Origin of the sequence: Prochlorococcus sp. MIT 1323 (assembly GCF_047304905.1) — a bacterium.
GTDB classification, from domain to species: domain Bacteria; phylum Cyanobacteriota; class Cyanobacteriia; order PCC-6307; family Cyanobiaceae; genus Prochlorococcus; species Prochlorococcus marinus_D.
Genome location: NZ_CP138973.1, coordinates 1,163,326 through 1,189,820, shown reverse-complemented (window position 1 = coordinate 1,189,820; position 26,495 = coordinate 1,163,326). Strand labels below are relative to the sequence as shown.

Sequence of the window (26,495 nt, the reverse complement as noted above, 5' to 3'; positions counted from 1 at the left end):
CACTGCTAGCTTCGATCCATCGTCATGGGGATGTCCTTGAGTCAGTCTCTGGATCTCCCTGACCTTGATCGGGTCGATACCCTTGCCCAAGAGCTTGCCCTCTTGCAGGACAAGGGCAAGCGCCGCATTGCCATGCTTGGTAGTCGCCATGTGCCGGTGGTAGCGATTCATCTTGTTGAATTGATGGCGCGCTCCCTTGCGCAAGAGGGTCATTCTCTGATCACCTCCGGTTCACAGGGGGTGAATGCCGCGGTGATCCGTGGGGTATTGGAGGCGGATGCCTCTTGCCTCACTGTGTTGCTTCCCCAGAGCCTTGATCGTCAAGCCCCTGAGATTCGCGATCAGCTCGGCTCTGTGCTTCATCTCATCGAAAAACCTGAGCACGATGAGCTGTCGTTACCGATGGCTAGCAGTCTTTGCAATCAGGAGATCATCAGTCGCTGTGATCAATTGATCTGCTTTGCTTTCCATGACAGTGAGACGTTATTGACCAGTTGTCGCACTGCTGAGGATATGGGCAAGGTTGTGAGTCTTTTGTTCTTTGATTGAGTTCATCGACGCGGCAGTGGCAGAACCTGTAGTTGTGTGCCTTCACGGCCCATTACCACGACCTGATCACCGGCGTTTATTGGAGTCTCCAGGTCGATCGAACTGGCGGCCCAGCTTTGCCCATGCCAACGCACACGCCCATCTCCTCCAGCTTTGATTGGCGTCAGAACTTCGGCGATATCCTCGCGTTGGCGAAGCCCATCTGGACTGGGGTTGCGGCGGGCTGACCAACGAGTCAGCCAGAGAGTCCCTAAAACCGTGATCAGCAGGAAGAAGATCATCTGCAAAATCAGTGGCATGGGAGTGATTGCAGTCAAAATCGATACCACTAAGGCCCCAAGCGCTGCGAACATCAGGCCATCGAAGCTCGGTTGAGCCAGCTCAATGGCTAGGAGTAGGCCAGCTACGGCGAGCCAGATCAGAGGAATCCAGGTGGGCGAAGGCAAGGGATAGGGTGCAGGGCTTTCTCTATCTACTTTGGAGAAGAGAAAGCTGTTTGGAAGGGCTTTGCCGTGGTTCGTTTACGGACCTAGGTTTTGCCTACAAAGGAAGAACATTGTGGAAGCGTTTCTTGGTTTGCCAGCTCTCTTGCTAGTTGCCTTGTTGGGAAGTGGCAGTGTCAAAATTACGAGTGGTGGACGCTCGCGCTTGGTGGAGCGGCTCGGCAAGTTCGATCGTGAACTGCAGCCTGGCCTTTCTTTTGTTCTCCCCATGGTTGAAAAGGTGGTCAGTTACGAGTCGTTGAAGGAGAGAGTTTTGGATATTCCTCCTCAGCAATGCATCACTCGTGACAACGTTTCGATCGAGGTGGATGCGGTGGTGTATTGGCAGCTACTTGAACACTCTCGTGCTTATTACTCGGTGGATAATCTGCAGGCGGCGATGGTGAATCTCGTTCTCACTCAGATCCGAGCCGAGATGGGCAAGCTTGATCTTGACCAGACATTTACCACCCGTACAGAAGTGAACGAATGCCTTCTTAGGGAGTTGGATGAGGCCACAGATCCCTGGGGGGTCAAAGTCACGCGAGTTGAAATGCGAGACATTGTTCCATCTCGAGGGGTGCAGCAAGCGATGGAACAACAGATGACAGCAGAGCGGGAAAAACGTGCTGCCATTCTTCGTTCTGAGGGCGAGAAAGAGGCTCAGCTCAATGAGGCTCGTGGTCATGCTGAAGCGTTGGTATTAGATGCTCGCGCCCAGCAGGAAGCCCTTTTACTAGAAGCTGACGCCCAGGCAAAGCAGCAGTCAACCCTTGCTCGCGCCAAGGCGGAAGCCGCCCTGGAGATTGCTCGGGCTTTGGAGGCCAGCCCCAGAGCGGAGGAGGCTTTGAGGCTTTTGTTGGCTAAAGAATGGATGGCTATGGGCGAGCAGATGGCTGCTGCACCAGCAGGAAGTGTTTTGATGGTTGATCCTCAAAGCCCAGCTGCTTTGCTTTCGGCACTCAAGGCTTTTCAGAAATCAGATAGCTGAGTTTGTTATGGCTATTCGCTAGCTGGTTTAGCTCTCAAGCACTCGGCTAGGTCAGGGTTTTTGGTCATGCGGTTCAAAGGGTTCTGTTTTGTGAGTGTGCGTGCTGGTTGCCTTGAGTTTTAAGCAGAGAAGCCATCCTTTGAGCCTGGATTTAGATCCTGCAGCAGGGTTGGCTAGGGAACTTTGCTGCAGGATCTAAATCATGAGAAGCAACAAAAAAGCCCTTGCTGATGACGCCGGGCCTCGCTGATGGGACTTTTTCTCGTTATTGGATCGTGAGGTGCCATTCACTCTCTCTGTTCGAGAGTTCCCACCATCTCCATATGTAGTAGTTGTTACTTGCCTTAGCGGCAAATGAAGCGCCATGAGCAGTGTTTTTGCGCATGACAGATCCCTAAACAGTTACTAATGTCTTTGCGTGGCCGGGTGATGGGGATCAGTCGGTTCCAGGAGAATGGAAACCTCAGGCTGATCACTGGGGGATTCTCTAGCGCTTCAATTGAGTTGGCTGAAGGATGCAAAGCTGTTCTCTTGGGCTTAATTCGCAGGCTTTCTTATCTCTGGCAAATGTTTTAAACATTGCTCTCAGCAGTAATGCGCTTCGCCTGGATGTTGGCCAAGCAACCGACAACGACCGGGTGAACCATGAGAAGGGAGTTTCGCCAAGTAGGGCCTGAAAATGATTAGTTCCTCAAAACAAAGGTTCTCTAGGCTGTGTCAATACCGTTAATGGGTTGATGGTAGAGAGCTCTCTGTTTAGAAGCGGACCGTGTATCAGGCAGTGGTGAAGGGATTGATCCACTTCTTGCAACGCCTGGGGCGATCGGAACTCCGCACCGCCAACGCTTCCTTCGCTTGATTTGAGATGGACGACCCAAAGAGAGACCTGGAAAAATTCCAGCAGGAGATTGATGAAGCGCAGGCCAAGGTCCGCAGGGTCCGCGAAGGAGGCTCATCTTTGATCAAGAAGCCCGCGAATTTGGATGTGGTTCTCGTGGTTGCCTACGGACTAGGAGTGATTGCAGCTGGTGTTCACTTCGTTGGCCAGATGACCGATCAGCATCGTTTTGCGTTGATGACTGGGATGGGTGGCGCTGGAATTGGCTTGGTTGCAGGCTTCGCTATCGGGGCAAACTGCAAAGAATCCTGAGCCTTTAGCCCATCTCAGCAAGATCAGGCCAACTTGGGCCTGATCTTGCTGAGATGTTGGGTAGGTTGAGCTCATAATCGTTTTTAGATATGGCGACCTATTCCTTTGATGTTGTCTCGGACTTTGATCGTCAGGAGTTGGTGAATGCGTTGGATCAGGTCCGTCGGGATGTTGGACAGCGCTACGACCTTAAGGATTCAAATACTGAGATCGAGTTAACAGAGAGCGAAGTGTTGATCACCACTGCCAGCGATATGACGTTGAAGGCGGTGGAGGACGTGCTGCGAGCCAAGGCCACCAAACGAAACCTCTCGCTCAAAATCTTCGATTTTCAGACGCCGGAGGCAGTTGGTGGCAGCCGGGTGAAGCAGGTGGTGAAGCTGCGCAAGGGTTTAAGCCAGGAGCTCGCCAAGAAGTTGAGCAAGTCCGTGCGCGATGAGCTGAAGAAGGTGACCGTGGCGATTCAAGGAGAGAGTTTGAGGATCACCGGCAAAAACAAGGATGATCTGCAAGCAGCGATTAAGTTAGTCAAAAGCAAGGAAGATGATTTAGATGTGCCGCTTCAGTTTGAAAATTATCGATAATGAAATGCTCTTGTGAATGTTGATGTGTGTGTAATACTGACAGCAAAATTCTTTGTTTAAGTATTAGATATGAATCATTCGAAGGGGCTGAAGATATTTGACCAAGGCATAAGGCTTGCGCTTGCTCTGAGCATGGCTTGTCTTATGACTGAGAAGTCTATGGCCAGCCAGTTTGGCAGTCAGAAATTTCAGATTAATGAGTCTACAATTGAATCCATCCATGATGCTTTTAAAGAGGGAAGGATTGATTGTGAGCAATTAATTCAGAGCTTTTTGCATCGAATCAAGAAGTATAATTTTAGCCTCGAAAGAGGAGCTCCTCTGAATGCATTTGTTGCACTTAATCCGAATGCAGTCAGGCAGGCAAAGGCTCTGGATAGGCATTTTAAACAAAGCAATAAACTGATTGGTCCTTTGCATTGCATCCCGATTGCTGTTAAAGATAATATTGATACCGTTGACACTCCTTCTACTTCTGGGACGTTGGCTTTGCTTGGCTCTCAGCCAGTCAGCAATGCTTTTTTGGTTAATCAATTACGAGCCGCTGGCGGCATCATTATTGGTAAAGCCGCCATGGATGAATTGGCTTCCGGCGGGGAAGGGATTAGTGGCCGCAGCGGAAGGATTGGCAATGCGTATGACCCTAATCAAAATTCAGGTGGCTCAAGCGGAGGCTCTGCAGTTGCAGTGAGTGCGAACTTTGCTGTGTTGGGGATCGGTACGGATAATAGTGGCTCGGTCAGAGTGCCTGCAGTCTTCAATGGGGTTTATGCCATTCGCCCAAGCACGGGTCTGATCAGTCATTCAGGAATTCTCCCGAGAGGCAACCTGGATGGAGTCGCTGGCGTGATGGCAAGGTCGATTCCTGATCTTGCTCTTGGCCTTGCTGCGATAGCAAACACATCTGACCCTGATGATCATTTTACGAAGCAAGTGCCGCGCACAGATTCTTATGCAAATAATTTAAAAAATGCTTCCCTTGATGGAAGGCGAATTGGCGTAATTCGCAGTGTTGCAGGCAATGAGGTCTTTGATGCTAGCGATAAGTCTTCAATGGCTATATTCAATCAGGTCAAAGCCAGGCTTGAGAGACAGGCTGCATCACTGGTTGAAATCAATCTGCCCTTATTTGACACGAACAGAGACAATAATATGGCGGGCGAGGCGGAAGATATTGATCAATACCTAGGTTCTTTTGCGTCGACCAGAAGGAGCCTTCAGGACATATGTTTATCTGGTCGCACACGGCTAGGCGAGAAAGCCTGCATAGGGTATATGGAAAGCATTGCGCCAAAGTATAGCGATCGATATGATTCTGCGTTAAAGACTTTTGAGAAGAATCGAAACTATGTAGAGGGATTGATGCGAGAAGATGGCATTGATGCTTTGCTAATGCCGCTTAGTTCTTGGCAACCCCCAAGCTATTACGATGATATGTATCGCACAGCCACAACGGAATCGCCTGTTGCATCAAACTCCGGATTGCCGGCAATTGCTTTGATTGCTGGTTGGACATCGGCAACTCCAGCGATGCCTATTGGCTTTGAATTGATTGGTTTTCAATATGGAGAGGGGGATTTGATCGGCCTTGCGCAGGCATATTCTTCTGGTCTTCCAGGCAGGCCTTTGCCTGAATTGAACGTTGGCAAGAATGACTTTCATTTCGAGGATATTTGTGTTCAAGGAATCAATTACTTTATTACTCAGGCTGGTTGGCATAGTTATAAGCAGTTCTTGAAGGATGCTAATGGTCAGAGTATTGAGCCAGCTGCTTATCAAAGGTTTTTTGAGCAGCAAACGCAAAAATTCGCTCAGGCAAATCAACAGTCTGTCCAAGCTTGTGAATAACTGCTCTGCTTATCCAGCTTTTTCCTGTTCTTGAGAGGTTTCTACTCCGCAAAAACAGGCAGAATTAGGGATTGCTAAAAAACGAGAATTGAATTAACTCTCGTTTCCCAACTTTTAGTTCTAGATGTAACCCCTTGGCTTAGCTGGCTTGTATTTGCGCAAGAGAGCTGTAAGAACAGCTCTCTATTTTCGTTGTTTGTTCACGCCAATGCTGCAAAACTCTCGCGGAATGCCTTCAGGGTAGTTTCGATGTCTGCTTCGGAATGGCCAAGGGATGTGAAGCCTGCTTCGAAGGCACTTGGGGCTAGGTAGATGCCCCTTTCGAGCATGGCCCGATGCAGCTTGCCGAAGAGTTCGGCATCGGTTGCTTTGGCATCTTCGAAATTGCGTACTGGGCCTTCGCAAAGGAAGAAGCCGAACATCGCACCGATGCTGTTGCCCGTAATGGGAACCTCTGCTGCTTTGGCTGCTTCGAGAATGCCGTTAATTAAGCGCTCTGTTGTGCTTTCTAGGCGCTCATAGGTGCCTTCTTGCTTGAGTAGCTCAAGGGTCTTGATGCCAGCCGTCATGGCCAGCGGGTTGCCACTCAGCGTGCCGGCTTGGTACATGGGGCCTGCTGGGGCCACCATCTCCATGATCTCGGCTCTGCCACCATAAGCACCAACGGGGAGCCCACCACCGATCACTTTCCCCATGGTGGTTAGATCAGGCGTGACGCCAAATCGGGCCTGAGCACCTCCATAGCTGATGCGGAAACCGCTCATGACTTCATCAAACACAAGCAAGGCTCCGTGTTCACGGGTGAGTTCTCGTAAACCTTCCAGGAAACCAGGCTCTGGAGTAATGAATCCGGCATTCCCTACGACCGGCTCAAGGATCACCCCGCTGATTGCGTCAGGATTCTCGGCAAATAGCTCTTTGACTGCCTCGAGATCGTTGTAGGGCGCAGTGAGGGTGTTACTAGTGGTGCTGCGGGGAACCCCTGGTGAGTCGGGTAGACCGAGAGTTGCCACCCCGGACCCAGCTTTCACCAAAAACATGTCGGCGTGGCCGTGATAGCAGCCTTCGAATTTGATGAGCTTGTCGCGGCCAGTGAATGCGCGCATCAGCCGCAGTACAGACATGCAGGCCTCAGTGCCGCTATTCACAAAACGGACCATCTCGACGCTGGGCACGGCGTCGATCACCATTTCGGCTAGTTGATTCTCTAGCTCACATGGGGCACCAAAGCTTGTGCCCTTTTCAATCGCATCTTGTAGAGCGACGATGACTTCTGGGTGGGCATGGCCGCAGATTGCGGGCCCCCAGCTGCCGATGTAGTCGATGAAGCGATTGCCATCGACGTCCCAGGCGTAGGCACCCTTTACGCGGTCAAACACGATCGGTTGACCGCCTACGGAGCGGAATGCTCGCACTGGAGAACTAACGCCACCAGGCATTAAGCGCTGGGCGGCGCTGAAAATCGCCTGGGAGCGGCTGGTGTTCAAGGCTGAAGCTGTCACAGGGACCGAAGCCAAGTGGCTGATACGAACCGTTCGCCATCTTGACCCAAAAAGGTCAGAAGCGGATGAACTGTGTCAGGTCATCCGTTTACTTCTGGGTTTGCTGCCTAGGTTGTTGGACAGATGCGCGGGCATGGTGTCCCACGACTGGACTGCTCTAGACAGTGACTTAAGGCGATTTTTGCCGAAGAAGTCGGTGGTCTCAAAGCGGCAAGAGTTGCTCGTATACGACTGTGACGGGTTAACCATCGATCGTCATTGTCCTCCTTTGGCAGTGTTGCCCGAGACCACTGAGGAGGTGTCTCAGATCTTGGCTTGTTGTCATCGCTATGGCATCCCTTTTGTCGCTAGGGGTAGTGGTACGGGGCTCTCGGGAGGTGCATTAGTGGAGCAAGAGGCGCTGTTGGTGGTGACCAGTCGCATGCGCAGGATCCTTTCGATGGACCTTGATAACCACACCATTACGGTGCAGCCAGGCGTGATCAATAGTTGGGTGACTCGGGCGGTCGCTGGGGAAGGGTTTTATTACGCCCCTGATCCTTCCAGTCAGGTGGTGTGCAGCATCGGCGGCAATGTGGCCGAGAACTCCGGTGGTGTGCACTGTCTTAAATATGGCGTCACCAGTAATCATGTGCTGGGGCTTGAAGTCGTGCTTGCTGATGGCACGGTGACCCTTCTCGGTGGTGGACTGTCGGAGCATGCGGAGCTCGACCTACGTGGGGCCTTTATTGGCAGCGAAGGCACCCTGGGGATCGCCACAGCGATCACTCTGCGGCTCTTGCGGGCGCCGCAACATGTGACTGTGCTGCTCGCAGATTTCCCCACCATGGAGTCTGCTGGCGAGGCGGTCTGCCAGGTCACCGCTGCCGGAGTTTTACCTGCGGGTATGGAGATCATGGACAACTTCATGATTAATGCAGTCAATGATCTGTTTGGCTTCGACGAATACCCTCGTGATGCCGCGGCTGTGCTTCTGATCGAGCTCGATGGTCAGGCGGCGGAAGTCACTGTGGCCGCAGACCAGGCCAGTGGACTTTGTAGCAAGGCAGGAGCGAGGACCATTCGTCGTGCAGAAGAGGCTGCTGACCGTGCCTTGCTTTGGAAGGGACGCAAGTCAGCATTTGCTGCGGTTGGGCAGATTTCACCCACCTATTACGTGCAGGACGGTGTCGTGCCACGCAGTACTTTGCCGAGGGTGCTCACGGCAATCGAGAGGCTTAGTCGGGAGTATGAGTTGCCGGTGGCCAATGTTTTTCATGCTGGCGATGGCAATTTGCATCCTTTAATCCTCTACAACGCAGACACGCCTGATGTGGAGTCTCGTGTTCGGGATCTGGGGTCAGCCATTCTGCTTGAGTGTCTTGATGTTGGCGGCAGCATTACTGGTGAACATGGGGTTGGGGCTGATAAGCGCTGTTATCTCGATTGGATGTTTGCAGCGGATGATCTGTCCACAATGAAACTGCTACGAAGAGCCTTCGATCCAGATGGACGGGCCAATCCTGACAAAATTTTCCCCACTCCAAAAAGCTGTGGTGAGTCGGCTCGGCGGCAGGTCATCTTGACTTCAGAAGGTCTTGAGATGCCTTCAGAAGCCAAGGCATTCTGACTGCTCCGGAGGTGAATCCTTGACTGCGACTATTGCCTTAAATAATCATGTCCTTCAATTGCTGAATAATTCCGACATCTCCTCATCGTCATCAGTTGGAGGCCAGTTGAGATCTACGGTTACCGGGGCATGATCACTAGGCTTTTCATGGCCTCTTAGATGTTTGTGAATCACACAGCTTCTGGCCTGACTGAGAAGCTCATCGCATAGGTAGATGTGATCAATACGCCAACCCTGATCACGGTCCCAGGCACCACTTCGATAGTCCCACCAGCTCCAATGGTTGGCATCTGGTTCGAACACGCGGAACACGTCGTGGAGCCGGTCCCCTAGAACGTTTAGAAGAGCCTCTCTTTCAAGCTCGCTAGCCATAATCCCGCCCGTTAGTCGTTCGGGATGATGAATGTCTCTTGCTTCCAAGGCGATATTGAAATCCCCAACGAGGCAGAGGGGTTCATCCCGTTTCGCTTGTGCACTCAGATAGCGGTTTAGGCAGCTCAGCCATTCGAGTTTGTAGGGATATTTCTCCGATTTCAGAGCGGAACCGTTGGGAACGTAGACATTGACGATACGAATGTTGTTAACGAGCGCGCTGATGACGCGCTTTTGCTCTCCCAGTTGCAAGGCTTCGGCATCCTCTGGGAGCTCATCAGTGAAGCCCCGGCGCACATCTTCGAGAGGTTGGCGGCTAACGATTGCAACGCCGTTGTAGGCCTTCTGTCCGTGAAAGTGCACTTGATAGCCCTGAGCTTCAAAGACCTCGTGAGGGAACAGCGGATCATCCACTTTGGTCTCCTGGAGGCAAAGTAGATCGGGTTGGGCATCCTGTAGCCAAGCTTGCACCTGATCGAGGCGGGTGCGAATTGAGTTGACGTTCCAGGTAGCGATCTGCACAGGTCATGGAAATCTGACCATGACAATTAGCATTAGCCTTAGTGAACTTGGGGATGCGTCATTGATCAACCGAGCCCCCTTAGGTCTTCATACCTTGCGCAAGCTTGGTTTGGCTGCACTGCCAATTGCCTTGCTCAGCCTGACAACAGTTGTCGATCCTGCTGAAGCACAGCTTTCAGGTGACTATCAGACACCTCAGGAGCGTGATCTTTACAACACCGTTCCGGGGAACAACGACAAAGGAACGATTCTCGATGCCACCAATCCGATGGACCTTATGAATCGTTTGCGAAGGTCCACAGCAATGGACGATGCCACAGCTCCTTCTGATGCAATCGATGCAGCCCTCAAGGCCCTGGAATTGGAGAGTTCTGAGGCTTCGGTGAATCAGCCCTGAGGACAGTGTTTGAACCTTTTGTGCGGATTGAGTTAAGCCTCCACTGACTCGCCAGGCCATCAATCAAGGGATCCGCTTCGCCTGGTTTGTTACGGCGTTCTCTAGCTTCTTGAAGCAGAGTTTGTGCTTGCTGGTCTTGGCCTTGCTCCTGCCGCATCAGAGCAAGAGCGAGCAAGGGACGTGCGTCTGTTGGTGACTCATTCGATAGAACGCGATAGAGCGCAGCGGCAGCCTTGGTTTGTCCTGTCTGGCGCTGCAAATCTGCCAGGAGAAGCCCTATGGGTATGCGCTTGCCTTTCGTTTTGGACTCAAATCTCTTTTTGAGTTCAGTCACGGCTGCTTTTTCTCTCCCGGCCTCTAGGTCAAGCAAGATCTTTAGTTGCAGGACCTCGAGGTTGTGAGGCTGGATGGTCATTAGCTGGTTGATGTCCTTCCGGGCTCCATCGCGATCTCCCTGTTCGCGCTTTAGTTCCGCGAGCATCAACTTCCATGACCAGGTTTTTGGCTGCCTGGCCATTAGCAGTTCAATTTGGTTCATTGCCTCCTCGTTGCGGCCTAGGACCAGCAATCGCTCCAGCAGCTTCTGCTGTTCTTCTGTGTTCAGATCACCATTATTTTGTTGATCTAGCAGATCTTTCACCTGCCGATTGAGGATCTCTCGATTGCCCAGAGCTCTTGACTCAGGTGCGATTAATTGCGCTCCAAACCAGGCCAGTGCTGAGGCGGTCATGAGCCCAGTGATCAGAAGGATCATCCCGCGGGAGGGCAGAATCCTTTCGGGCTTAAGCACTTCAGCGAGCAGAAAATTACCTGGTCAGTCTGGGACGGTTCACGAATGCTGGCTAGATTTCCAATTGGGCCAGTGGATGCCCTTTTTTTCGATGCGCGACCATCCGATTCCTGCGGCCACTGAGCCGTTGCAGTACAGGGCCATCGGTGTCGTAAGAGGCACTTATCGGCCGCAAGATTCTGAGCAGTTCACTCGAGGCTTCCTGGTGGATTCTGACGGGGTTGAGATTGAGGCTGTTGTCCTAGGCCGGGTGCTCACCTTGATGCGTCGTCATCTAGCCATGGATCAACCTCATCTATGGGTCGTCTATCCCCGCTGCCGCGAAGCGGATCATCTGCATCTACAGATCTCTGGAATCTGGGAGCCCAGCACCCTGAAACAAACCTTGCTTGATGAAAGTGATTCAGAGCGTTCGAGTGATTCCAGCTTGGAAATTGAAGATCAGCTTCCTCAAGGGGACGACTACTTTTCTATTCGTGGTGAATTGATCTATACCAGGCCTGAAACCGGTGACCTGGTTTTGAAGGTTCGCCAGAAGCCTAGGGCTGATGGCAGTAGACCATTGCCGTTCAAATTGCAATTAAAAGGGGATGTGCCCCTCAGTAACCTGCGTCATTTTGTGAGCCTGGAGGTGCGACGTCGTGGGCAGCAGCTTCACCTTGAAGACTATGAAGTGATGGGGCCGATGCCTACTCGCGGTGGCAAGGGGCGAGGTGGAAGAGGTTCCCTTGTTCGACGGGATGGACGCGGTAGCCAGCCCAATAACTGAATGTCGTTGATCCAACCTTTCTGCTTAAGCCTTGGTGTTAGATCTTTCGCTGCATTGGCTGTCTATTTAGGCGTTGTGATTGCTATTGGTTTGGCGGTTGACAAGCTGTATTGGAAGTCTGTTTATGTTTGGTTTGGTCAGTTTCCCAAGGGACTTCCTCAGGGGCAATGACGGCCCTGTTTGTTGACTGCCCAACTGGTCTGGCTGGTGACATGCTCCTGGCCGCATTTTTGGATCTGGGTGTGCCTCGGGCCGTGATTGAGGCTCCTCTTGCAGGACTTGGCCTTGAGCAGGGTTATGCCCTTACGGTCGCAGAGGACCGCAGCGCTGGCTTGAGGGGCCTGAGGTTATCCGTCGAAGGGCTCGACTTGGAGTCTCCTGGTCGGCTTTGGCATGACATCAGAGCGCTGATCATGGAGGCTGATTGGTCAGAACCTTTGCGCGCCAGGGTATTGACGGTGTTCAAAGCTTTGGCGGAAGCAGAGGCTGCGGTTCATGGTCACCCCATCGAGCAGGTGCATTTTCATGAAGTGGGCATGATCGATGCTTTGGTTGATGTGGTGGGCGTTTGTGCGGCTGTTGAGCACTTGGCTCCCGAACAGATTGTCTGCGCCGTACCGCCGGCGGGGCGAGGCAAGACGGCAACAGCTCATGGCTTCTTGCCGGTTCCGGTCCCGGCCGTTTTGGAACTAGCCCGAAGACATCAAATCTGCCTCGAGGTTGGTGATGACCTCCCGGCTTGTGAGCTCACCACTCCGACTGGGCTTGCCTTGATGGCTGTGCTGGCAGAGCGCTTTGGTCAGCCTCCGTCGCTAAGAATCAACGCGATTGGCGTGGGTTTGGGACACCGCACTCTTGATCGCCCAAACATCCTGCGAATCTGTGAGCTCGATGGTTTCGCGAGAGAGCGATCTGAAGAAGAGATGGCTGGTTTGAGATGGCAGTCGGTGGTTGTGCAGGAAGCCTGGATTGATGACGCCACGCCTGAGGACGTTGCCGTTTTCAGTGATCAGTTGAGGGATGCCGGAGCGTTGGATGTTGTTTCTGAGCAAGTGCAGATGAAAAAAGGTCGCCAGGGGGTCAGTGTGAAGGCATTGGTGACTGCTGAACAGGCTCCTGGGTTGCGAGTGGTGTGGTTCTCTCAGGGAACGACTCTGGGGTTGCGGGAGCACTCTCATGGGCGATGGGTGCTGCCTCGTCGTGGGGGATCCTGTCCCACGCCATGGGGCTCAGTGCGTGTCAAGCAGGTACGGCGACCTCAAGGGATTCTTACTGTCAAGCCGGAGCATGACGATCTCCTTCGCCTCAGTGTTGAGACGGGCCATTCTCTGGAGGAGTTACGCCGTGAAGTGTTGTTGGCTTCGGAGGATTTTGTTGCAGATGAGGATTGGACATGGTGATCTCAGGCTTGATTCGCCATGGGCGGGGGTTGAGGTTTTGGCTGGGCAAGGTGGCTCTCCCAGGTGGGTTTCGACTCTGGATCACGCTCGCAAGTCTTGCCTTTGTGGCGGTGGCATTGGTCAGCCATGGGGCACAGTTGCGTCAGCTTTCCCTGAGTGGCCTGGCCTGCTGGTGGCTGGTGCTTGGCGTGGGCATCAGCTGGTCGAGCCTCGTGGTGAATGCACTCGCTTGGCGAGTGTTGGTGGGTTGGTTGGGCCATCGACCCAGGCAAATATCACTGATTCCCCTTTTCCTGAGTAGCAATCTGCTCAAGTATCTGCCTGGCGGGATCTGGCATTTGGTTGAACGAATGCGGGTGTTAAGGCCCCATCTGGGGGCCGGGCCTGCATTGGCTTCTGTGTTGCTCGAGCCCTTGCTCATGGCCGTAGCAGCCCTGCTTTGGGTTCCCTTCGGAGGTTGGCAGTCAGGCCTTGCGATGGCCTGTTGCTTGCCAGCAATGTTGTTGATACCTCGCTGGAGAGAGCCCCTGCTCAGACGCTTAGAACGTGCCAAAGCCAAGCAGCTCGATCGGGTTGATGCGGGTCTGGTTGGTGGTGTCTCAGCAGAATCATTGGGCAGTGGACGAGACGACTACCCCTGGGGTTCGCTGGTGATGGAGATGCTCTTCGTGGCGTTTCGCTTTGCTGGATTTTGGTGTTGTTTGATGGCGTTTTCGCTGAGTACCAGCTTGACGATGGGGGAATGGTTGGCAGCGTTTGCCTTGGCTTGGACTGTGGGCTTGGTTGTTCCTGCAGCGCCTGGAGGGCTAGGGGTTTTTGAAGCCACTCTTTTGTTGCGAGTGGGCTCTGAGGTGCCGGAAGCGCCCTTGTTAGCGGTGGTGCTCTGCTACAGGGTGATCGCAACGATTGCCGATGGGCTTGCCGCTGCTGCGGTTGCGGGGGATCGTGCGTTATTGAAGCGACAGAAGGCGCATTAGCGAGGCAGACGGCGCATGCAATGAGGTGATGAGATGTCTCGACTTTCAAAAATTAAATTGTCTATAAAAGTCTGAAACCCTTATTGATGATTTCAGATTAGCGACAGCATTGATAAATCTTGCGGCTCTAAGTAGAACGTTCTCTGTGTTGTTGAGTCGAGATCAATCCGGGTGCCTTGTTGCTGGATATGGTTTGGCCTTTACTTTTTCTGCATGGCTGAAAAGGGCTGGGTCAAATGATCGGAATCAATGGCATTTCTTGTTGCGAAGTTGCTTGAGCCTTGCGATAGAGAGTGCTGGAGAGATTATGGTTTCTTGGGTCACTCTAGGGGTAGAATTTCTCTTAATGACTGTCAATCTATGAAATCATGGCTGGAGGCTAAAGCCTTAAAAGATAGGCTTCTGGGCTGAAAAGTTCTCTTTGAGCCAAAAGAAAAGCAGCTTGCTAATTCTCTTTCATGCAGTGGCTTTTACACTTTGCTTATCATCGCTTCTAGCGAAAATTTTCAATTTACTTGGATTGGTTTGAACTGCAAGAAGTTCTCTGAAATCTTCTTGTGTTCGTTGATTTGGCTAAGCACCGGTTCGTTGTGAACATAAATTTGTATCGCATGCATCACACTGTTGCTAGCAAAGAAACTGGCCATGGATGTTCTTGACCTTTTCCCAAGGTCCATCCTCAAGGGGGAGCTTGAACCCTCAGTGCTCAGCAGCCTGCAGAGTCTTGCGGCTCAGGTTCTCGCGAATCCAGAAAACAGCCCTGATGCATCGGCGAAGCTGGCTGGGCAACTCAACCAACAAAGAGAGCTTGCTCTCAACCAACTAGAAGTTCAGAATTTTTGCAATCAAGCTGTCTTGCCTGGTTGTGACCGTTGGATTCGTCATGTGATTGATCGGCAACCTCCGCAAGGACGTGGCCCATGGACACCAGGCCGCTATCGGCTGCAGATGGTGGATGTTTGGTTGAACAGTCAACGTGCTGGTGATTACAACCCGACCCATACCCATGGTGGAAGTTTTTCGGGTGTTGCATTCCTGCAAGTGCCATCTCAGATCAGGCCAGAGAGTTTTGATGGTCAGCTTTGTTTTCATGGCCCTGAGGAATGGCACATCCAAAGTTTTCGCACGGGAATGGCGCACTATGTTTTGCCAGTGCCAGGTGAGTTTTATGTTTTCCCGGCATGGCAACCTCATTCTGTGATGCCTTTTCGAGGTGAAGGAGAGCGCTGGTCATTGGCTTTTAATGTTTTGGCATTGCCTAAGCCAAATGATCAGCCCAAGCCAGAGGATCAGCCCACCACCTCTCAGTTCAATCGAAACGTGTCCCTTTCATCCCAGAGGGCTGAGGCGAAAGGGTTTTAGCTAATTTTTTGGTTGAAAAATCAATGCTTTACCTTGGCCATGAACAGCTCCAATAGCCTGGAGAGAATTAACTCATGCCCTGCAACTTTGCTAAGAGAAAAGATGCTTAGTCGTTGCCTGATATCAGAGCCAGTAACAACAAGTGTAAGCATCATAGGCTCCATATATTAATAGGCTCGAAGCAACTTAAGCCTCGTTCAATGTAATAGGTCTAAGAGAGAGGTTGCTTGATTGTGTGTTTAGCCAAGTGGGGCATTGGTTGTATGCCAAATTGGCGAGTCCATTTCAACTGTAACTCCGACTAATCGTAGTAAAAGGAAAGCGGCCAGGCCAAGAAATAGGCGTATTAGAAGCGCATTATCGGATTTTTCAATGATTTGGTAGTCAATCAAAAGATGCCAATATTTTAGTCTTCGCATGCTGCTAATCTCGTATCAAATAAGTGATTTATCTGTAGCAAGTGTTGTGGAGTAGAGGGTTTTGTCTGTCGAGTCTCTCTTTGCAATTTTCGCTTGTTATGAGTCTGTGGTTTTGAATAGGGGTCTGCCTATCTGAAGCTGACCCAAAACTCTTGTTGAAGATCATTTGAAGTATTCAAAACTAAGTGAGTGGTTCTTTACTTAAAGGAGGCTTTTTTCGTTCCCCTTGATCGAGCCCTGGGACCAATGCCAGCGAAGCGATTAATCCCAGAGCGATGATAATCAGTGCTGGCAAGATGGATTCCGCCATGCGTTCATCTGCGGCGTATTGGTACAGCCTTACAGAAAGGGTGTCGAAATCAAAGGGTCTCAGAACAAATGTGAGAGGTAGTTCTTTAACCGTGTCGACAAAAACCAAAAGTGCTCCTACCGCTAGGGGACCTTTCAGCAAAGGCAGATGAACGCGTCGAAGCACCTCCTGCCATTGATAGCCAAGTCCAGTAGCGGCCTCATCCAGGCTTGGGGAGAGGCGCTCGAAGGCAGCGTCGAGTCCTCCTTTTGCAACTGCCAAGAAGCGATCGCTATAGCCCCACAGCAGCAGCAGAATCCAGGCGAGGTTCCATGGAGCACCGTTGAATGGCATCAGCGCAATGGCCATTACAGCTCCTGGAATGGCATAACCAATACCTGCCATAAATGAGAGGTTGCCCATCCAGCGAGTTGATGACCAACGCTTGGCGATTGCAAGGATCAGACCTGCTACCACGGCCAGGCTTGCTGCTGCCAGCCCAAGTCCAAGACTGCGTTCTGTTAGTGGGATTAGATCAGGATCTATCCCTTGTTCGAGTTGATCGAGATTGAGGATGGCCCACAGCAGGGGGACGCCCAAAGTGATCGTGGGAGGAAGGAGGGCTAGGCACTGAGCGCACAGAGCGCGTACACCGTGCAGCTGCCAGGCTGGAGAATCGCCACCAGCGACACCCTCTGTCCAGCGGCGGCTGCGTCGTCTCAGTCTGCGTTCATACCCCACCAGTGACATCACGATGATCAGCGCGATCATGGCTAGTCCAATGGCACCGGCAGGATTGCCTTCCATTTGCCAGGTCTCAACGATGCCAGCTGACAGGCTTGGGATGGCGAGTAGTGCTACAGCCCCGAGTTCATTGACGACTTCCATGCCCATCAGGGCAATCCCGGCACCAATCGCTGGCAAAGCCATGGGCAGAGCAATGCGTCGAAAACTGTTCCACGGTCCAACCCCAAGACTGCGACAGGCTTCCAGTTGGCGGCGTCCGCAGATTGAAAAGCTTTCAGTGCTGAGGAGAAAAACGTAGGGATAGGTTGTCAGCGCCATGATCAAAATCCCCCAGCCCATGCCATGAATTCTTATGGCATTGCGACTGCCAAGGTCGATCAGGATGGCCGAGAGTAGGTAGGCGGGTGTTGCGAGGGGCAATAGCTGAGCCACTCGTAGGGCTCGACGTCCTGGGAAGCGGCAGTTTGCTAATAACCAGCCGTTTGCAGTTCCAAGTAGGCCACCCAATAAAGATGTCCCGATCAGCAGAGTTAAGGTCCCTTGAATCTGTTGTGGGCCATCGACTCCAAGGCTGGCCGATCCATTGATGAATCCCTGCAGTGCTTCACGGATCAGACCAATCAGAGGCCAGAGAGCAAGCACAGCAAGCAGAATGGCCATGCTGTTGAGAAGCAGGCGGTCTGGTTGCCAATGGCGTTTGCGCAGGCGGTTCGAGCCGTAGTTTGAGGGGACGGCGTCTTGGGTCATCAGGCGATCAATCTCAACCGTTAGAGGCCATCAGGGAGAAGGTTTTGATGTTGAGCAAGTGGAGTTGGGTGGAATTGGCAGAGTTCTGCAGCGGTGACGACTTTTCTCAGCATGACCTCAACTGCGTTCAACAGCATTGTGAGTCACGACATTCTTTTTGCTCTGCGATGACTTTGAAAGCTGGCCTGCAGCTTCTTTTTGTGCTCGAGTTCCCTTCCAGCTAGTTGATTGAGGGGTGGTTTTCTAGGGGCGTCGCTCGCGTACCGGAATAGGCACAAGTGAGGGTTCCATCAGTCCGCCGCCGCTGTTGTCGTCATCGGAATCGGCCAATAACCAAAAGGCCAGCATCACGAGGGCCAGGGCGGTGATGGCGGTCAGCAGTTCAAGCATGGCCCTCTCCGTTGAAAAAACACTTTAGCCAGGTAGATCTCAATAAGAAGTATTAGAAGCTTGATTTTGTTCATACTGAAGTATCAATTCAGCACAGCAAACATAACCAGCGAGTGTGCAGTCGTTTTTATTGCCTCAGAATTGAGTGCGCTGTTGATCAAGCTGTTGGTCAGCTTCTCCGCCTGGCGCGGGTTGAGTAACGGCCATTGATGCAGCTGTTGAGTAGCAAGCAGTGGGCGAAGTTATCGATCTGTTTGCCTGTTGGTTGGAGTCAGCTGAACCCTTTGCCGGCGTCCTTTGCTACGCAGGCCTGAAGTTGGCGTCGCAGGGTGTCGTGATCGAGTTGGCGTCCAATCAAAACGAGTTGGTTCTTGCGCTCAGCGGGCCAGTCGCTGTCATCAATGGAGAAGCGCTTGCCGGCTAAATGAAAGATGTGGCGGCGTTCGCTCTCGTTGAACCAGAGAATCCCTTTGGCACGAAAGATTTCTGCAGGAAGTTGATTGTCTAAGAAATTTTGGAACTTCCGCAGCGCAAAAGGGTCATCGCTGCTGAAGGATAGGGATGTGAAGCCTTCGATTGCTAGGTGATCAGGGTGGTCATCGTGGTGATGACTGTGATCGTCGTGGTGATGACTGTGATCGTCGTGGTGATGACTGTGATCGTGGCTCTCTGCAAGGTCTGCTGGTTGTAGGCGATCGGTTTCAAACAGGCCCACGCTTAGCAGCAGCGGTAAGGGCACGTTCCCTTTGATTGATCGAAGGATGCGGGGATTTTGTTTGAGGTCTGCCAACTTGGATTCAACCTCTTTTAATCGCTCTTCAGGGACGAGATCTGTTTTGTTGAGCAGCAGGATGTCGCCATAGATCACCTGGGCTCTGCCGACTTCGCTTTCCAGGAGTTGGTCGTTAAAGTTTTCCGCGTCGATCAAGGTAATGATCGAATCCAAGCGGGTTTGATCTCGCAGTTCACTGCCAAGAAAGGTCATGGCAACGGGTAGCGGATCTGCCAGGCCTGTGGTTTCTACAACGAGGTAATCGATTGGGTCTGGACGTTCGAGAATCCGATCAACCGCTTCGAGCAGCTCCCCATTGATCGAGCAGCAGATGCAGCCATTACTGAGTTCAACCATGTCCTCGCTGGTGGTCACGATCAACTCGTTGTCGATTCCAATTTCACCGAATTCATTCACCAATACGGCGGTTTTTAGGCTCTTCTGATTGCTGAGGATGTGATTGAGCAGGGTAGTTTTGCCTGCGCCTAGGAAGCCAGTGAGGATTGTTACCGGTACGCACCGGTCTTGCTCGAGCGCTTCGCCATGATCAGGTTGAGTGGTTGCTTCGGATGCGATTGCGTCGTTCATGGGCTTGCCGTCAGGGGAACGGGAGGGTGCCGGAACCACAGCCGTTCTTTGATTCCATGCTGGCAGCAGTTTCGCCTGAGTGAGTTTTGATCAGCCAGGCTCAAGCAAATTGATTGCTTCGGCGAGCTTCAAATCACGATCGCTCAATCCGTTGACGTCATGGGTCGTCAACTCGATCGTCACAGTGGCATAGACGTTGTTCCATTCCGGGTGATGATTCATGGCTTCAGCTAGCAGTGCTACACGGGTCATAAAACCGAAGGCTTCCACAAAGTTGCGAAAGCGCCATTGCCTTTGCAGCCGTTGATCCGCCAGGGTCCACCCCGGCAGCTTTTCAGCTAGGGAAGAGAGCTGTTCAGCAGTAAGCAGGGTTGCCGTCATGAGGTTGTGTTGTGAGCTTTGGAGTCATTCTTGTCTGTGATGGTTGCTGTGTTGTGTTGCTCTACTGATGCAATGGCTGAAGGGTGATTTGATGTTGTCCCCTAGGAGTGATTGCGGCAGTTGAGAATCCAATGCTGTTGTCCGAGCTGGTCGGATACTGCTAAACAATTTTTCTTTGAACTGGCAATCATTGAGTGCTGTGGTGCGTTGTCGAGGTGTTTTCTTGTCAGAGCATCGATCAACGATGCACATTGGACAGTGCATTTGTGCGGCTCAGGTTTGATCTGTTGGCATCGATTGCTCCTGATCTGGTGATTCAGCTAGATCGTGGAGACGATCAACGAGCAGATCTACGTTGGTCTCAGCACCACCATCTTCAGCCCAGGCATCAGGGTTGTGGCGTTGCTGCACCAACTGGTTGATTTTGGAACCATTGCGGCGTGCGAATAAGTTGGCTGTGCTGCTTGGTGCTGGTTCTTTTTTGCTAGCAGTTGGCTTGACTGGCTTGGACTTCGAGAGATCAGGAATGGCGAGATTGAGGGCAGCTCGTAGTAGATGCTCGATGGCTTGTTTTTGATCCACGCCGTGCATCGCGGCATAACGATCAAGTCGCTTTAACAATTCATCAGGCAGATCATTCATGGCTGTTCATTTCGCCAATCGCGTGGATCGCCACCCGCCTGTGGCTTCCATTCCGGCGATGTTCCCAGAGATAAATCGCCTGCCAGATGCCTAGTAGCAGCCTGCCTTGATCAATGCTGAGGCTAAGAGTGCTGCAGGTGAGAGCTGTGCGGATATGCGCGGGCATATCGTCTGGCCCTTCATCGTCATGGAGATAGGAACGCCGCTCGCCTAGGCCGTTGATCGGCCGGAAGCCCTCTTCTGGTACGAGAGCCTTGAGATAAGCCGAGAGATCTGTGAGCACTCGTGGGTCTGCGTTTTCGTTGATGGTGAGGCTGCAGCTGGTGTGCAATGCCGTGAGGTGGAGAACGCCACGTTTAATTCTCGAGGAGGCAATCCAATGATTGAGTTGGGCAGTGAGGTCTGTGAAGCCTTCTCCTGTCGTGACGATCTCCAGCTGGTGTAACGCTTGCTGAAGAGACATCGTTGTTGGGGGGAGTGACTGGCTGCCTAAGTTTGGTCTACACAGTTGACCTAGCAGCAATGGGGCGTGCTGTTGCGCTGAAAGGGTCTGCTGGCGATCATTGCTTTGCTTGCTGCGCTTGCGAGTGGCTGTGCCTCTCTCCATGCGCAGCGGGGCTGAAGCAGCCGAAAAATATCTACCCGATGGCTTGTCTCGAAACCTTTTGCTGGCAAAGACAACACTCGCCAATGGATGACCTATGCCTTGATGGCCAGCAATGGTCAGCAATTCCTTTGTGGTTGGATGACGTTGACTGATGCCGCAAGGAATGCAGCTGGAACAGGAGATGACCGTCAATATTGAACCTGAGCTCACGCTCTTATTTGACGGGGCTTGTCCTTTTTGTTGCCGTGAAGTGAGCTTTTTACGCGCTCATGATCGTTACGGCCGCTTGAATTTTGTTGATATTGATTCCCCTAACTATGACCCTGAGGCCTTTGCAGGCATCAGTTATCGGCAGGCGATGGGGCGCATGCATGCGTTGCGTCGTAATGGTGAAGTCGTGCGAGATGTCGCGGTCTTTCGCGAGGCTTATCAATTGGTGGAATGGGGATGGCTCTATGCACCCACGGCCTGGCCTGGTGTTGCTCGTGTTGTGGATGGGGTCTACAAGATCTGGGCTCGATTGCGCCTGCGGCTCACTGGCCGCGAATCCCTCGATCAGCTATGCCGTTGCCGCATCAAGCGGCTTTAGTTTTTCACCTCTCTTCTGTCTCTCTTTTAAGGGGTAAGGGGGAGTCAAGCTCGACGAACTTTTGGCCTTAGGGCACTCGTCTGTTTAAGGTTGATGCAGTCATGGATCCAGCCCTTGCCTGCGCTGGCTTGGCAACGACTTGGTGAATATCTGCACGAGACCCAGCTTTTGGGTTCGATTCAAAGCACCCTTTATTGGGATCAGAACACCAGGATGCCTTCTGCGGGCGCTGCTTGGCGTGGTGAGCAGCTCAGTCTTTTGGCCAAGCAACTGCATGCTCGTCAAAGCAGTTCGCAATTTGAGGGGCTGTTGGTGGAGGTTCGCGCTGAATTTGAGCAAGCTCGTTTGGCGGGGCAGTTGGAGCCAAGCCAGGTTGTTGAGCGAGCTCGCAACCTGGAGCTGCTTGAGCAAGACCTCAGGCGACAGCAGCGCCTAGATCCTGCTTTGGTGGGAGCGCTCGCGACTGCGAAGGCAAAGGGATATGCCCGATGGCAGCAAGCTAAATCAACGGCTGATTTTTCCTGCTTCGCGCCGGCTTTGCAGCATCTGATCAGTTTGCGGCAGGAACAGGCGCAGCAGCTGGCAGAACAACGCAGCTGCTGGGAAAGTTTGGCCCAACCTTTTGAGCCAGATCTGACCTTGGCGCGTCTAAAGGAGCTGTTTGCTCCATTACGTCAACGCCTGCCTGATTTAGTTGAGAAGGCACGCGCTTGGACTCGTTCTCGTGCTGTTTCATTGGGATGGGATTTGCATGACACCACTCAGCAGGATCTTTGTGAGCGCCTGCTGCAGGGCTGGGGTCGGGATCTGAGCATCACTTGCGTGGCGCGATCACCTCATCCGTTTTCAACCACCCTTGGACCTCAGGATTTTCGACTCACGACAAGAGTGGTGCCTGGGCAGCCCTTGTCTTGTTTTTTGGCCACCGCCCATGAGTGGGGACACTCCCTCTATGAACAGGGCCTACCTGCTCAAAGTCATCAATGGTTTGCCTGGCCGTTGGGCCAGGCCACGTCGATGGCGGTGCATGAGAGTCAGTCTCTGTTTTGGGAGAACAGAATTGCTCGCAGTAGGGCTTTTTGCGAATGCTGGTGGCCTCATTTTGCCTCTGTAGGCGCGCCACTCAGCTCTGCTGATGAGCTTTGGCTGGCGATGAATCCATTAACACCAGGCTTGAATCGCGTCGAAGCCGATGAACTCAGTTATGGCTTGCATATTTTAATTCGAACAGATCTTGAAATTGCGCTGCTAGAAGAAGGCTTACCGGTGGAGGGTTTGCCTGATCAATGGAACCAGCGCTATAGCAATTTGCTTGGTGTGATTCCCGAAAATGATGGCGAGGGCTGTCTGCAAGATGTGCATTGGAGTGAAGGTTTATTTGGCTATTTCCCTTCTTATCTGATGGGGCATCTGATTAGTGCGCAGCTATCAGAAGCGATGCAGCAGGCGATTGGACCACTTGAGGAACATGTTTCTCATGGGAATGAGCATCAGCTGTTGGCTTGGTTGCGAGAACATGTTCACCCGATTGGCCGGATGATGAATGCTGAGCAATTGGTGGAGCATGTAACCGGAAAACCTTTATCGAGCAAGCCTTTCCTTGATTACTTAGAAGACAAGCTTGAGCATCTGCAAGAACTTTAATAGATACTCCTGGCCTGGATTTGGCGCTATGTTGAAAACGTCTGCTGCCGTTACTAGATCAAATCAATTGCTTTGAAGTGAAGGGCATTGGGTGAATGGCATCTTTCTTTGCTCTTAGATGTTCTTACTAATTATTTGCTTTCTTCTGGGATTTCTCCAGGGCCCGTTATGCTTGATACAGCAGAACGTCGCAAATGAAAGGCATTAACGGCATATTGGCTGCCATTGGCGTCATGCTTTTGGTGTTTATTGTTATCACCATGGGGATAATTCCTGGAGGTAATGTTATCACTAGGCAAGTTGCTGAAATCCGGCTTGATGCTAGGGGCGTAGCCAGTGATCAATTGAAGAATAATCAAGTGGCAATTAATCCAACAGCCACTAATCCGCTAGTTATTCAGCGAGTGCCAGCTAATTCAGTAACCAGTCAGCCAGTGCCGAATGATCAAGTATCAACAGATGAGACCGCTGTTGAACAGCCGGGCTCTAAATGTGCGCCTGGCTGGGTAGAGACAGGCGATGGCATTTTATGTGTGCCTGGATTGTTTAAGATGCTTGATGTTGCTGATACGGGCGGTCCGGGCGAGAAGAATTGTTGGGCTGGAGGGATGGTGCTTAATTGCCGCGACTAAAGAATCTGATGCGACTCTATGCATTGTAGTTGCATAAGTTGGTTGGATCTATTTAGGGTTAAACTCCTAGAGTACCTATTTATTGGTATGATTACCTTGATTAATTCACAGCGTCTGCACTTAAATAGCAATAGATAGTTTTGAGGTTTGAAAAACTAGTTTGGTCAAGGCTGGCGACAGCTGGCTGTGCTTTTGAGGGTTGGCTAAGGCATCGATAAAGAAGACGCTGTTCTCACCAACAGCAATGGGAAGAAATGCCCCTATGCCGGCTTGATCGGGTGTGCCTGCTCCTTGCAGTGTTCCTTGGAAACCCCAGTTGAACCACACAGCGTCTTTAGGCTTGATCTCCATCACGCCTAGATCTTCTGCACTGTCGTCGTCTTGAGTAGCAACAGGCTGGATGGGAGTGTTGGCTAGTGCAAGAGCAGTCGCACCAGTCAGCGATAACGCGAGGCGAAGCGAACGCAGCACTGGGATTGAGCTGTTCAATGCTGTCAACAGCATGATGGGAAGATGTGGCTTTTCGAACTGCCCCCATCTGTTTCGCCAAAACGAACAGCAGGATCGGTTCCTTTTTTGCGCAGTTTTAGCTGGTGGGTAATGAGCGCATGAGGTGCTGGTCTTGTATCAATAGGGCAGTAGATCTTGTCCAATGCAGAGCAAGCCATTCACTCCAAAAGAAGACACGCCGTTGTGGCTTCAAGTGTTCATCGTCAGTCGATGGCCCTTTGCTCTGGTGATTTCGATCGGCATGCTTTCGGCAACAGCGCTGCAGTTGCTCAGCCGGCCGATTCCAATTCGCATCGTTGGTGGATTGCAAGTGGATCAGATTGCTTTGCCCACCGTTGATATCAACGCCGAACAGCCGCTCCCCGTGAACGGTGATGTGGCTGTTAAGAATGGCGTGACGATTAACTCCAATAAAGCTCTACCAATCCTCGGCCAAGTGTTGGTAGAAGAGATTAAAGGAAGTGTGAGTGTTGATGAAATTCGAACACCGGTGGATGTGGTGAATTCATCTCCACTAAAAGTGCAAGGTAGAGTTAATATTGATGGCAAGGTCAATGTGGAAGGGAGTGTGGGCGCTTCTGTTAAGCCCAAAATCTTCTGACTTTTTTTATGGAAGAAAAGAAGATGATTGGCTAGAGGTCTCTCTTTTAACGAGAAGTTCTTGATTGATGTTTAGATGGTCAATCATTAATCTTTTTATTTGTTCTTTTAATCAAGCCAACTGCTATGCCAGCTGTTGGCTTATTTCCCTCTTGAAGCTTTGGATCGTGTTAAGCATCGTTTGTTGAATCAATCACTTTGGATTCGTTGCGGCGATGAGCTTGATCGCGGCGCCCCCGTAGGATGCGCCGCTGGCGACTTCGCTACTTATGGCCAACATCGATCAGGCTCCAAGCCGCAGCACTCCCAACCTCTTGCATGTGTTGCCTGCCTTTGCCGATGAATCGGAATTGCGGCTCAACACGATCGTGGAGCTCAACTCCAACACGATCAATAAATATGAGCTGATCACGGAAACAGGCCACCTCAAGCTTGATCGTGTCGGCTATTCCTCCCTGGCCTATCCCTTTGCCTACGGTTGCATTCCTCGTACATGGGACGAAGACGGTGATCCACTCGACATCGAAATCGTCAGTGTCACAGAGCCGCTGGTGCCTGGCTCGATTGTTGAGGCAAGGATCATTGGCATCATGACCTTTGATGATGGTGGTGAAGTCGACGACAAAGTGATCGCTGTGCTGGCTGATGACAAGCGCATGGACCACATCACCAGCTTTGAACAGCTCGGAGAGCAATGGCTGAAGGAGACCCAGTACTACTGGGAGCACTACAAGGACCTTAAAAAGCCTGGTACCTGCAGGGTGAACGGCTTCTTAGGGGTGCAAAAGGCTGTAGAGATTATCAAGGCCTGCGAAGCCCGTTATCTCGCTGAGATCGATCCAAAACTGGTTGATTGATCCTTGCGGCAATGGTCGTTGGCAGCGAATGAACATGGCCTGAAAGGTTTTGTTGCTCGCTGTTTATCTGGAGACTGATCAGTCTTTGCTGGCCCGTGTCAAGCCTGTTGCGCCGTCCGTTTTCGCTGTTGCCTGTTTCATTGATCCTGGCAGGAGCTGTTGCTTTGCCAGGCATGGTTCAAGCATCTGTTGAGATCCCAGCGGAAAACACTGAAGCGTCTGCATCTCTTGAGGCCTCAGCGGAAAACACTGAAGCGTCTGCATCTCTTGAGGCCTCAGCGGAAAACACTGAAGCATCTGTATCGCCTGAGATCAGTACGAAAGTTGTCTTGCTGCTTGGTCGTCGTGAAATCAGTGTGATCCGCGATGGCGAGAAGCTTGGCCCCTGGCCGGTTGCTATTGGTGATCCTCTTACGCCTACTCCTACAGGTGTCTTCAAGGTGGAGAACAAAGTGATCAATCCGCAATATCAGAGCACCAAATCTGGGCGAGTGAATCCTGCGATTGGGGTTGCTAGTCCCCTTGGCGATCGCTGGATTGGCTTTCTGCAAAGTGGTCAGAACCAATTCGGCATTCATGGCACCCCATGGCCCTACTGGGTCAATGCAAAAGCTGCAGTCACCAATGGCTGTGTGCGCATGCTTCATGCGCATGTACGTCAGTTGTTTGACGTCGTCGAGGTGGGAACAACTGTGGAAATCCTGCGCTGATCCTTGTTAGCGCAGCCAACAGACTGACAATTGCTTGAGTGATCTCGCTAGCTGGCTCAATAGAGAT

27 protein-coding genes and 1 pseudogene are annotated in these 26,495 nt (G+C 51.9%); 17 read left to right on the top strand and 11 right to left on the bottom strand.

Annotated elements, in window-relative coordinates; all coding sequences use genetic code 11:
* Positions 1 to 30: 30 nt before the first annotated feature.
* Positions 31 to 549 (top strand): hypothetical protein, encoded by a 519-nt coding sequence (locus tag SIB68_RS05840; RefSeq protein ID WP_063400308.1) that lies wholly within the window; start codon positions 31 to 33, stop codon positions 547 to 549.
* 2 nt (positions 550 to 551) lie between these two features.
* On the opposite strand, the gene SIB68_RS05835 is transcribed toward SIB68_RS05840, so the two are convergent.
* Complete coding sequence (locus SIB68_RS05835) at positions 552 to 995, bottom strand: NfeD family protein (protein ID WP_063400127.1); 444 nt, start codon at positions 993 to 995, stop codon at positions 552 to 554.
* A gap of 112 nt (positions 996 to 1,107) precedes the next feature.
* On the opposite strand from SIB68_RS05835, the gene SIB68_RS05830 reads away from it, so the two are divergent.
* From SIB68_RS05830 to SIB68_RS05815, 4 genes are all read left to right on the top strand, one after another.
* A complete protein-coding gene (locus SIB68_RS05830; protein ID WP_063400128.1) occupies positions 1,108 to 2,022 on the top strand; it encodes an SPFH domain-containing protein in 915 nt (304 codons plus the stop codon).
* Positions 2,023 to 2,887: 865 nt separating this feature from the next.
* Positions 2,888 to 3,172 carry a hypothetical protein gene (locus SIB68_RS05825; protein ID WP_063400129.1) on the top strand — a complete coding sequence of 95 codons (285 nt, stop codon included), beginning with the start codon at positions 2,888 to 2,890 and terminating at the stop codon, positions 3,170 to 3,172.
* An 89-nt stretch (positions 3,173 to 3,261) separates the two neighbouring features.
* Entirely contained in the window at positions 3,262 to 3,756 is a 495-nt protein-coding gene (locus SIB68_RS05820) for a YajQ family cyclic di-GMP-binding protein (protein ID WP_063400130.1), read from the top strand.
* A gap of 69 nt (positions 3,757 to 3,825) precedes the next feature.
* Positions 3,826 to 5,604 (top strand): amidase, encoded by a 1,779-nt coding sequence (locus tag SIB68_RS05815; RefSeq protein ID WP_063400131.1) that lies wholly within the window; start codon positions 3,826 to 3,828, stop codon positions 5,602 to 5,604.
* Positions 5,605 to 5,804: 200 nt separating this feature from the next.
* On the opposite strand, the gene hemL is transcribed toward SIB68_RS05815, so the two are convergent.
* Entirely contained in the window at positions 5,805 to 7,106 is a 1,302-nt protein-coding gene (gene hemL, locus SIB68_RS05810) for a glutamate-1-semialdehyde 2,1-aminomutase (protein ID WP_236068934.1), read from the bottom strand.
* 133 nt (positions 7,107 to 7,239) lie between these two features.
* Here hemL and SIB68_RS05805 point away from each other — a divergent pair, with 133 nt between their 5' ends.
* Positions 7,240 to 8,715: an FAD-linked oxidase C-terminal domain-containing protein gene (locus SIB68_RS05805; RefSeq protein WP_236068936.1), complete on the top strand. Its 1,476-nt coding sequence runs from the start codon at positions 7,240 to 7,242 to the stop codon at positions 8,713 to 8,715.
* A 54-nt stretch (positions 8,716 to 8,769) separates the two neighbouring features.
* Here SIB68_RS05805 and xth read toward each other — a convergent pair whose 3' ends face one another.
* Entirely contained in the window at positions 8,770 to 9,609 is an 840-nt protein-coding gene (gene xth / locus SIB68_RS05800) for an exodeoxyribonuclease III (protein WP_063400133.1), read from the bottom strand.
* Positions 9,610 to 9,628: 19 nt separating this feature from the next.
* Here xth and SIB68_RS05795 point away from each other — a divergent pair, with 19 nt between their 5' ends.
* Positions 9,629 to 10,006, top strand: a complete 378-nt coding sequence (locus tag SIB68_RS05795) for a hypothetical protein (RefSeq protein WP_328586779.1) — start codon at positions 9,629 to 9,631, stop codon at positions 10,004 to 10,006.
* Here SIB68_RS05795 and SIB68_RS05790 read toward each other — a convergent pair.
* On the bottom strand, positions 9,957 to 10,736 hold the full coding sequence (locus SIB68_RS05790) for a tetratricopeptide repeat protein (RefSeq protein WP_236068915.1): 780 nt from the start codon (positions 10,734 to 10,736) through the stop codon (positions 9,957 to 9,959). The two genes, SIB68_RS05795 and SIB68_RS05790, sit on opposite strands and share 50 nt — an antisense overlap.
* A gap of 151 nt (positions 10,737 to 10,887) precedes the next feature.
* Between SIB68_RS05790 and SIB68_RS05785 the strand changes: the two genes are divergently transcribed.
* The 4 genes from SIB68_RS05785 (at position 10,888) to SIB68_RS05770 (ending at position 15,304) form a co-directional block, all read left to right on the top strand.
* On the top strand, positions 10,888 to 11,565 hold the full coding sequence (locus tag SIB68_RS05785) for a hypothetical protein (protein ID WP_196757105.1): 678 nt from the start codon (positions 10,888 to 10,890) through the stop codon (positions 11,563 to 11,565).
* 167 nt (positions 11,566 to 11,732) lie between these two features.
* Complete coding sequence (locus SIB68_RS05780) at positions 11,733 to 12,965, top strand: LarC family nickel insertion protein (RefSeq protein ID WP_063400136.1); 1,233 nt, start codon at positions 11,733 to 11,735, stop codon at positions 12,963 to 12,965.
* Positions 12,959 to 13,942, top strand: coding sequence for a lysylphosphatidylglycerol synthase transmembrane domain-containing protein (locus tag SIB68_RS05775; RefSeq protein ID WP_063400137.1), 984 nt, complete (start codon positions 12,959 to 12,961; stop codon positions 13,940 to 13,942). The genes SIB68_RS05780 and SIB68_RS05775 overlap by 7 nt, the downstream gene beginning before the upstream one ends.
* 645 nt (positions 13,943 to 14,587) lie before the next feature.
* On the top strand, positions 14,588 to 15,304 hold the full coding sequence (locus SIB68_RS05770; protein ID WP_063400139.1) for a putative 2OG-Fe(II) oxygenase: 717 nt from the start codon (positions 14,588 to 14,590) through the stop codon (positions 15,302 to 15,304).
* A gap of 600 nt (positions 15,305 to 15,904) precedes the next feature.
* Here the strand turns inward: SIB68_RS05770 and SIB68_RS05765 are convergent.
* The 6 genes from SIB68_RS05765 to SIB68_RS05740 all read right to left on the bottom strand — a co-directional run bounded on the left by SIB68_RS05765 (position 15,905) and on the right by SIB68_RS05740 (position 21,078).
* The gene (locus SIB68_RS05765; RefSeq protein ID WP_063400140.1) at positions 15,905 to 17,506 is read right to left on the bottom strand and encodes an ABC transporter permease; all 1,602 of its coding nucleotides are present in this window, start codon (positions 17,504 to 17,506) and stop codon (positions 15,905 to 15,907) included.
* Between the two features lie 243 nt (positions 17,507 to 17,749).
* Positions 17,750 to 17,896, bottom strand: coding sequence for a hypothetical protein (locus SIB68_RS05760; protein WP_011825376.1), 147 nt, complete (start codon positions 17,894 to 17,896; stop codon positions 17,750 to 17,752).
* A gap of 271 nt (positions 17,897 to 18,167) precedes the next feature.
* Positions 18,168 to 19,256, bottom strand: coding sequence for a CobW family GTP-binding protein (locus SIB68_RS05755; protein ID WP_063400142.1), 1,089 nt, complete (start codon positions 19,254 to 19,256; stop codon positions 18,168 to 18,170).
* A 90-nt stretch (positions 19,257 to 19,346) separates the two neighbouring features.
* Entirely contained in the window at positions 19,347 to 19,637 is a 291-nt protein-coding gene (locus SIB68_RS05750; protein ID WP_063400143.1) for a 4a-hydroxytetrahydrobiopterin dehydratase, read from the bottom strand.
* A gap of 273 nt (positions 19,638 to 19,910) precedes the next feature.
* Positions 19,911 to 20,279 carry a hypothetical protein gene (locus SIB68_RS05745; RefSeq protein ID WP_063400145.1) on the bottom strand — a complete coding sequence of 123 codons (369 nt, stop codon included), beginning with the start codon at positions 20,277 to 20,279 and terminating at the stop codon, positions 19,911 to 19,913.
* On the bottom strand, positions 20,272 to 21,078 hold the full coding sequence (locus tag SIB68_RS05740; RefSeq protein ID WP_236068916.1) for a secondary thiamine-phosphate synthase enzyme YjbQ: 807 nt from the start codon (positions 21,076 to 21,078) through the stop codon (positions 20,272 to 20,274). The genes SIB68_RS05745 and SIB68_RS05740 overlap by 8 nt, the downstream gene beginning before the upstream one ends.
* Here SIB68_RS05740 and SIB68_RS05735 point away from each other — a divergent pair.
* The 3 genes from SIB68_RS05735 (at position 21,038) to SIB68_RS05725 (ending at position 23,751) form a co-directional block, all read left to right on the top strand.
* A complete protein-coding gene (locus tag SIB68_RS05735; RefSeq protein WP_063400146.1) occupies positions 21,038 to 21,475 on the top strand; it encodes a thiol-disulfide oxidoreductase DCC family protein in 438 nt (145 codons plus the stop codon). The genes SIB68_RS05740 and SIB68_RS05735 overlap by 41 nt on opposite strands.
* 93 nt (positions 21,476 to 21,568) lie before the next feature.
* Positions 21,569 to 23,119, top strand: coding sequence for a carboxypeptidase M32 (locus SIB68_RS05730; RefSeq protein WP_063400147.1), 1,551 nt, complete (start codon positions 21,569 to 21,571; stop codon positions 23,117 to 23,119).
* A gap of 194 nt (positions 23,120 to 23,313) precedes the next feature.
* Positions 23,314 to 23,751 (top strand): hypothetical protein, encoded by a 438-nt coding sequence (locus SIB68_RS05725; protein ID WP_063400148.1) that lies wholly within the window; start codon positions 23,314 to 23,316, stop codon positions 23,749 to 23,751.
* 198 nt (positions 23,752 to 23,949) lie between these two features.
* On the opposite strand, the pseudogene SIB68_RS05720 reads toward SIB68_RS05725, so the two are convergent.
* A pseudogene (locus tag SIB68_RS05720) lies at positions 23,950 to 24,222 on the bottom strand (carbamoyl-phosphate synthase); the annotation flags it as partial.
* Between the two features lie 181 nt (positions 24,223 to 24,403).
* Between SIB68_RS05720 and SIB68_RS05715 the strand changes: the two are divergent.
* The 3 genes from SIB68_RS05715 to SIB68_RS05705 all read left to right on the top strand — a co-directional run bounded on the left by SIB68_RS05715 (position 24,404) and on the right by SIB68_RS05705 (position 26,428).
* On the top strand, positions 24,404 to 24,862 hold the full coding sequence (locus SIB68_RS05715) for a hypothetical protein (protein ID WP_063400150.1): 459 nt from the start codon (positions 24,404 to 24,406) through the stop codon (positions 24,860 to 24,862).
* 268 nt (positions 24,863 to 25,130) lie between these two features.
* A complete protein-coding gene (locus tag SIB68_RS05710) occupies positions 25,131 to 25,718 on the top strand; it encodes an inorganic diphosphatase (protein ID WP_011130644.1) in 588 nt (195 codons plus the stop codon).
* A 95-nt stretch (positions 25,719 to 25,813) separates the two neighbouring features.
* Entirely contained in the window at positions 25,814 to 26,428 is a 615-nt protein-coding gene (locus SIB68_RS05705; RefSeq protein WP_063400151.1) for a L,D-transpeptidase, read from the top strand.
* The last annotated feature ends 67 nt before the right edge of the window (positions 26,429 to 26,495 follow it).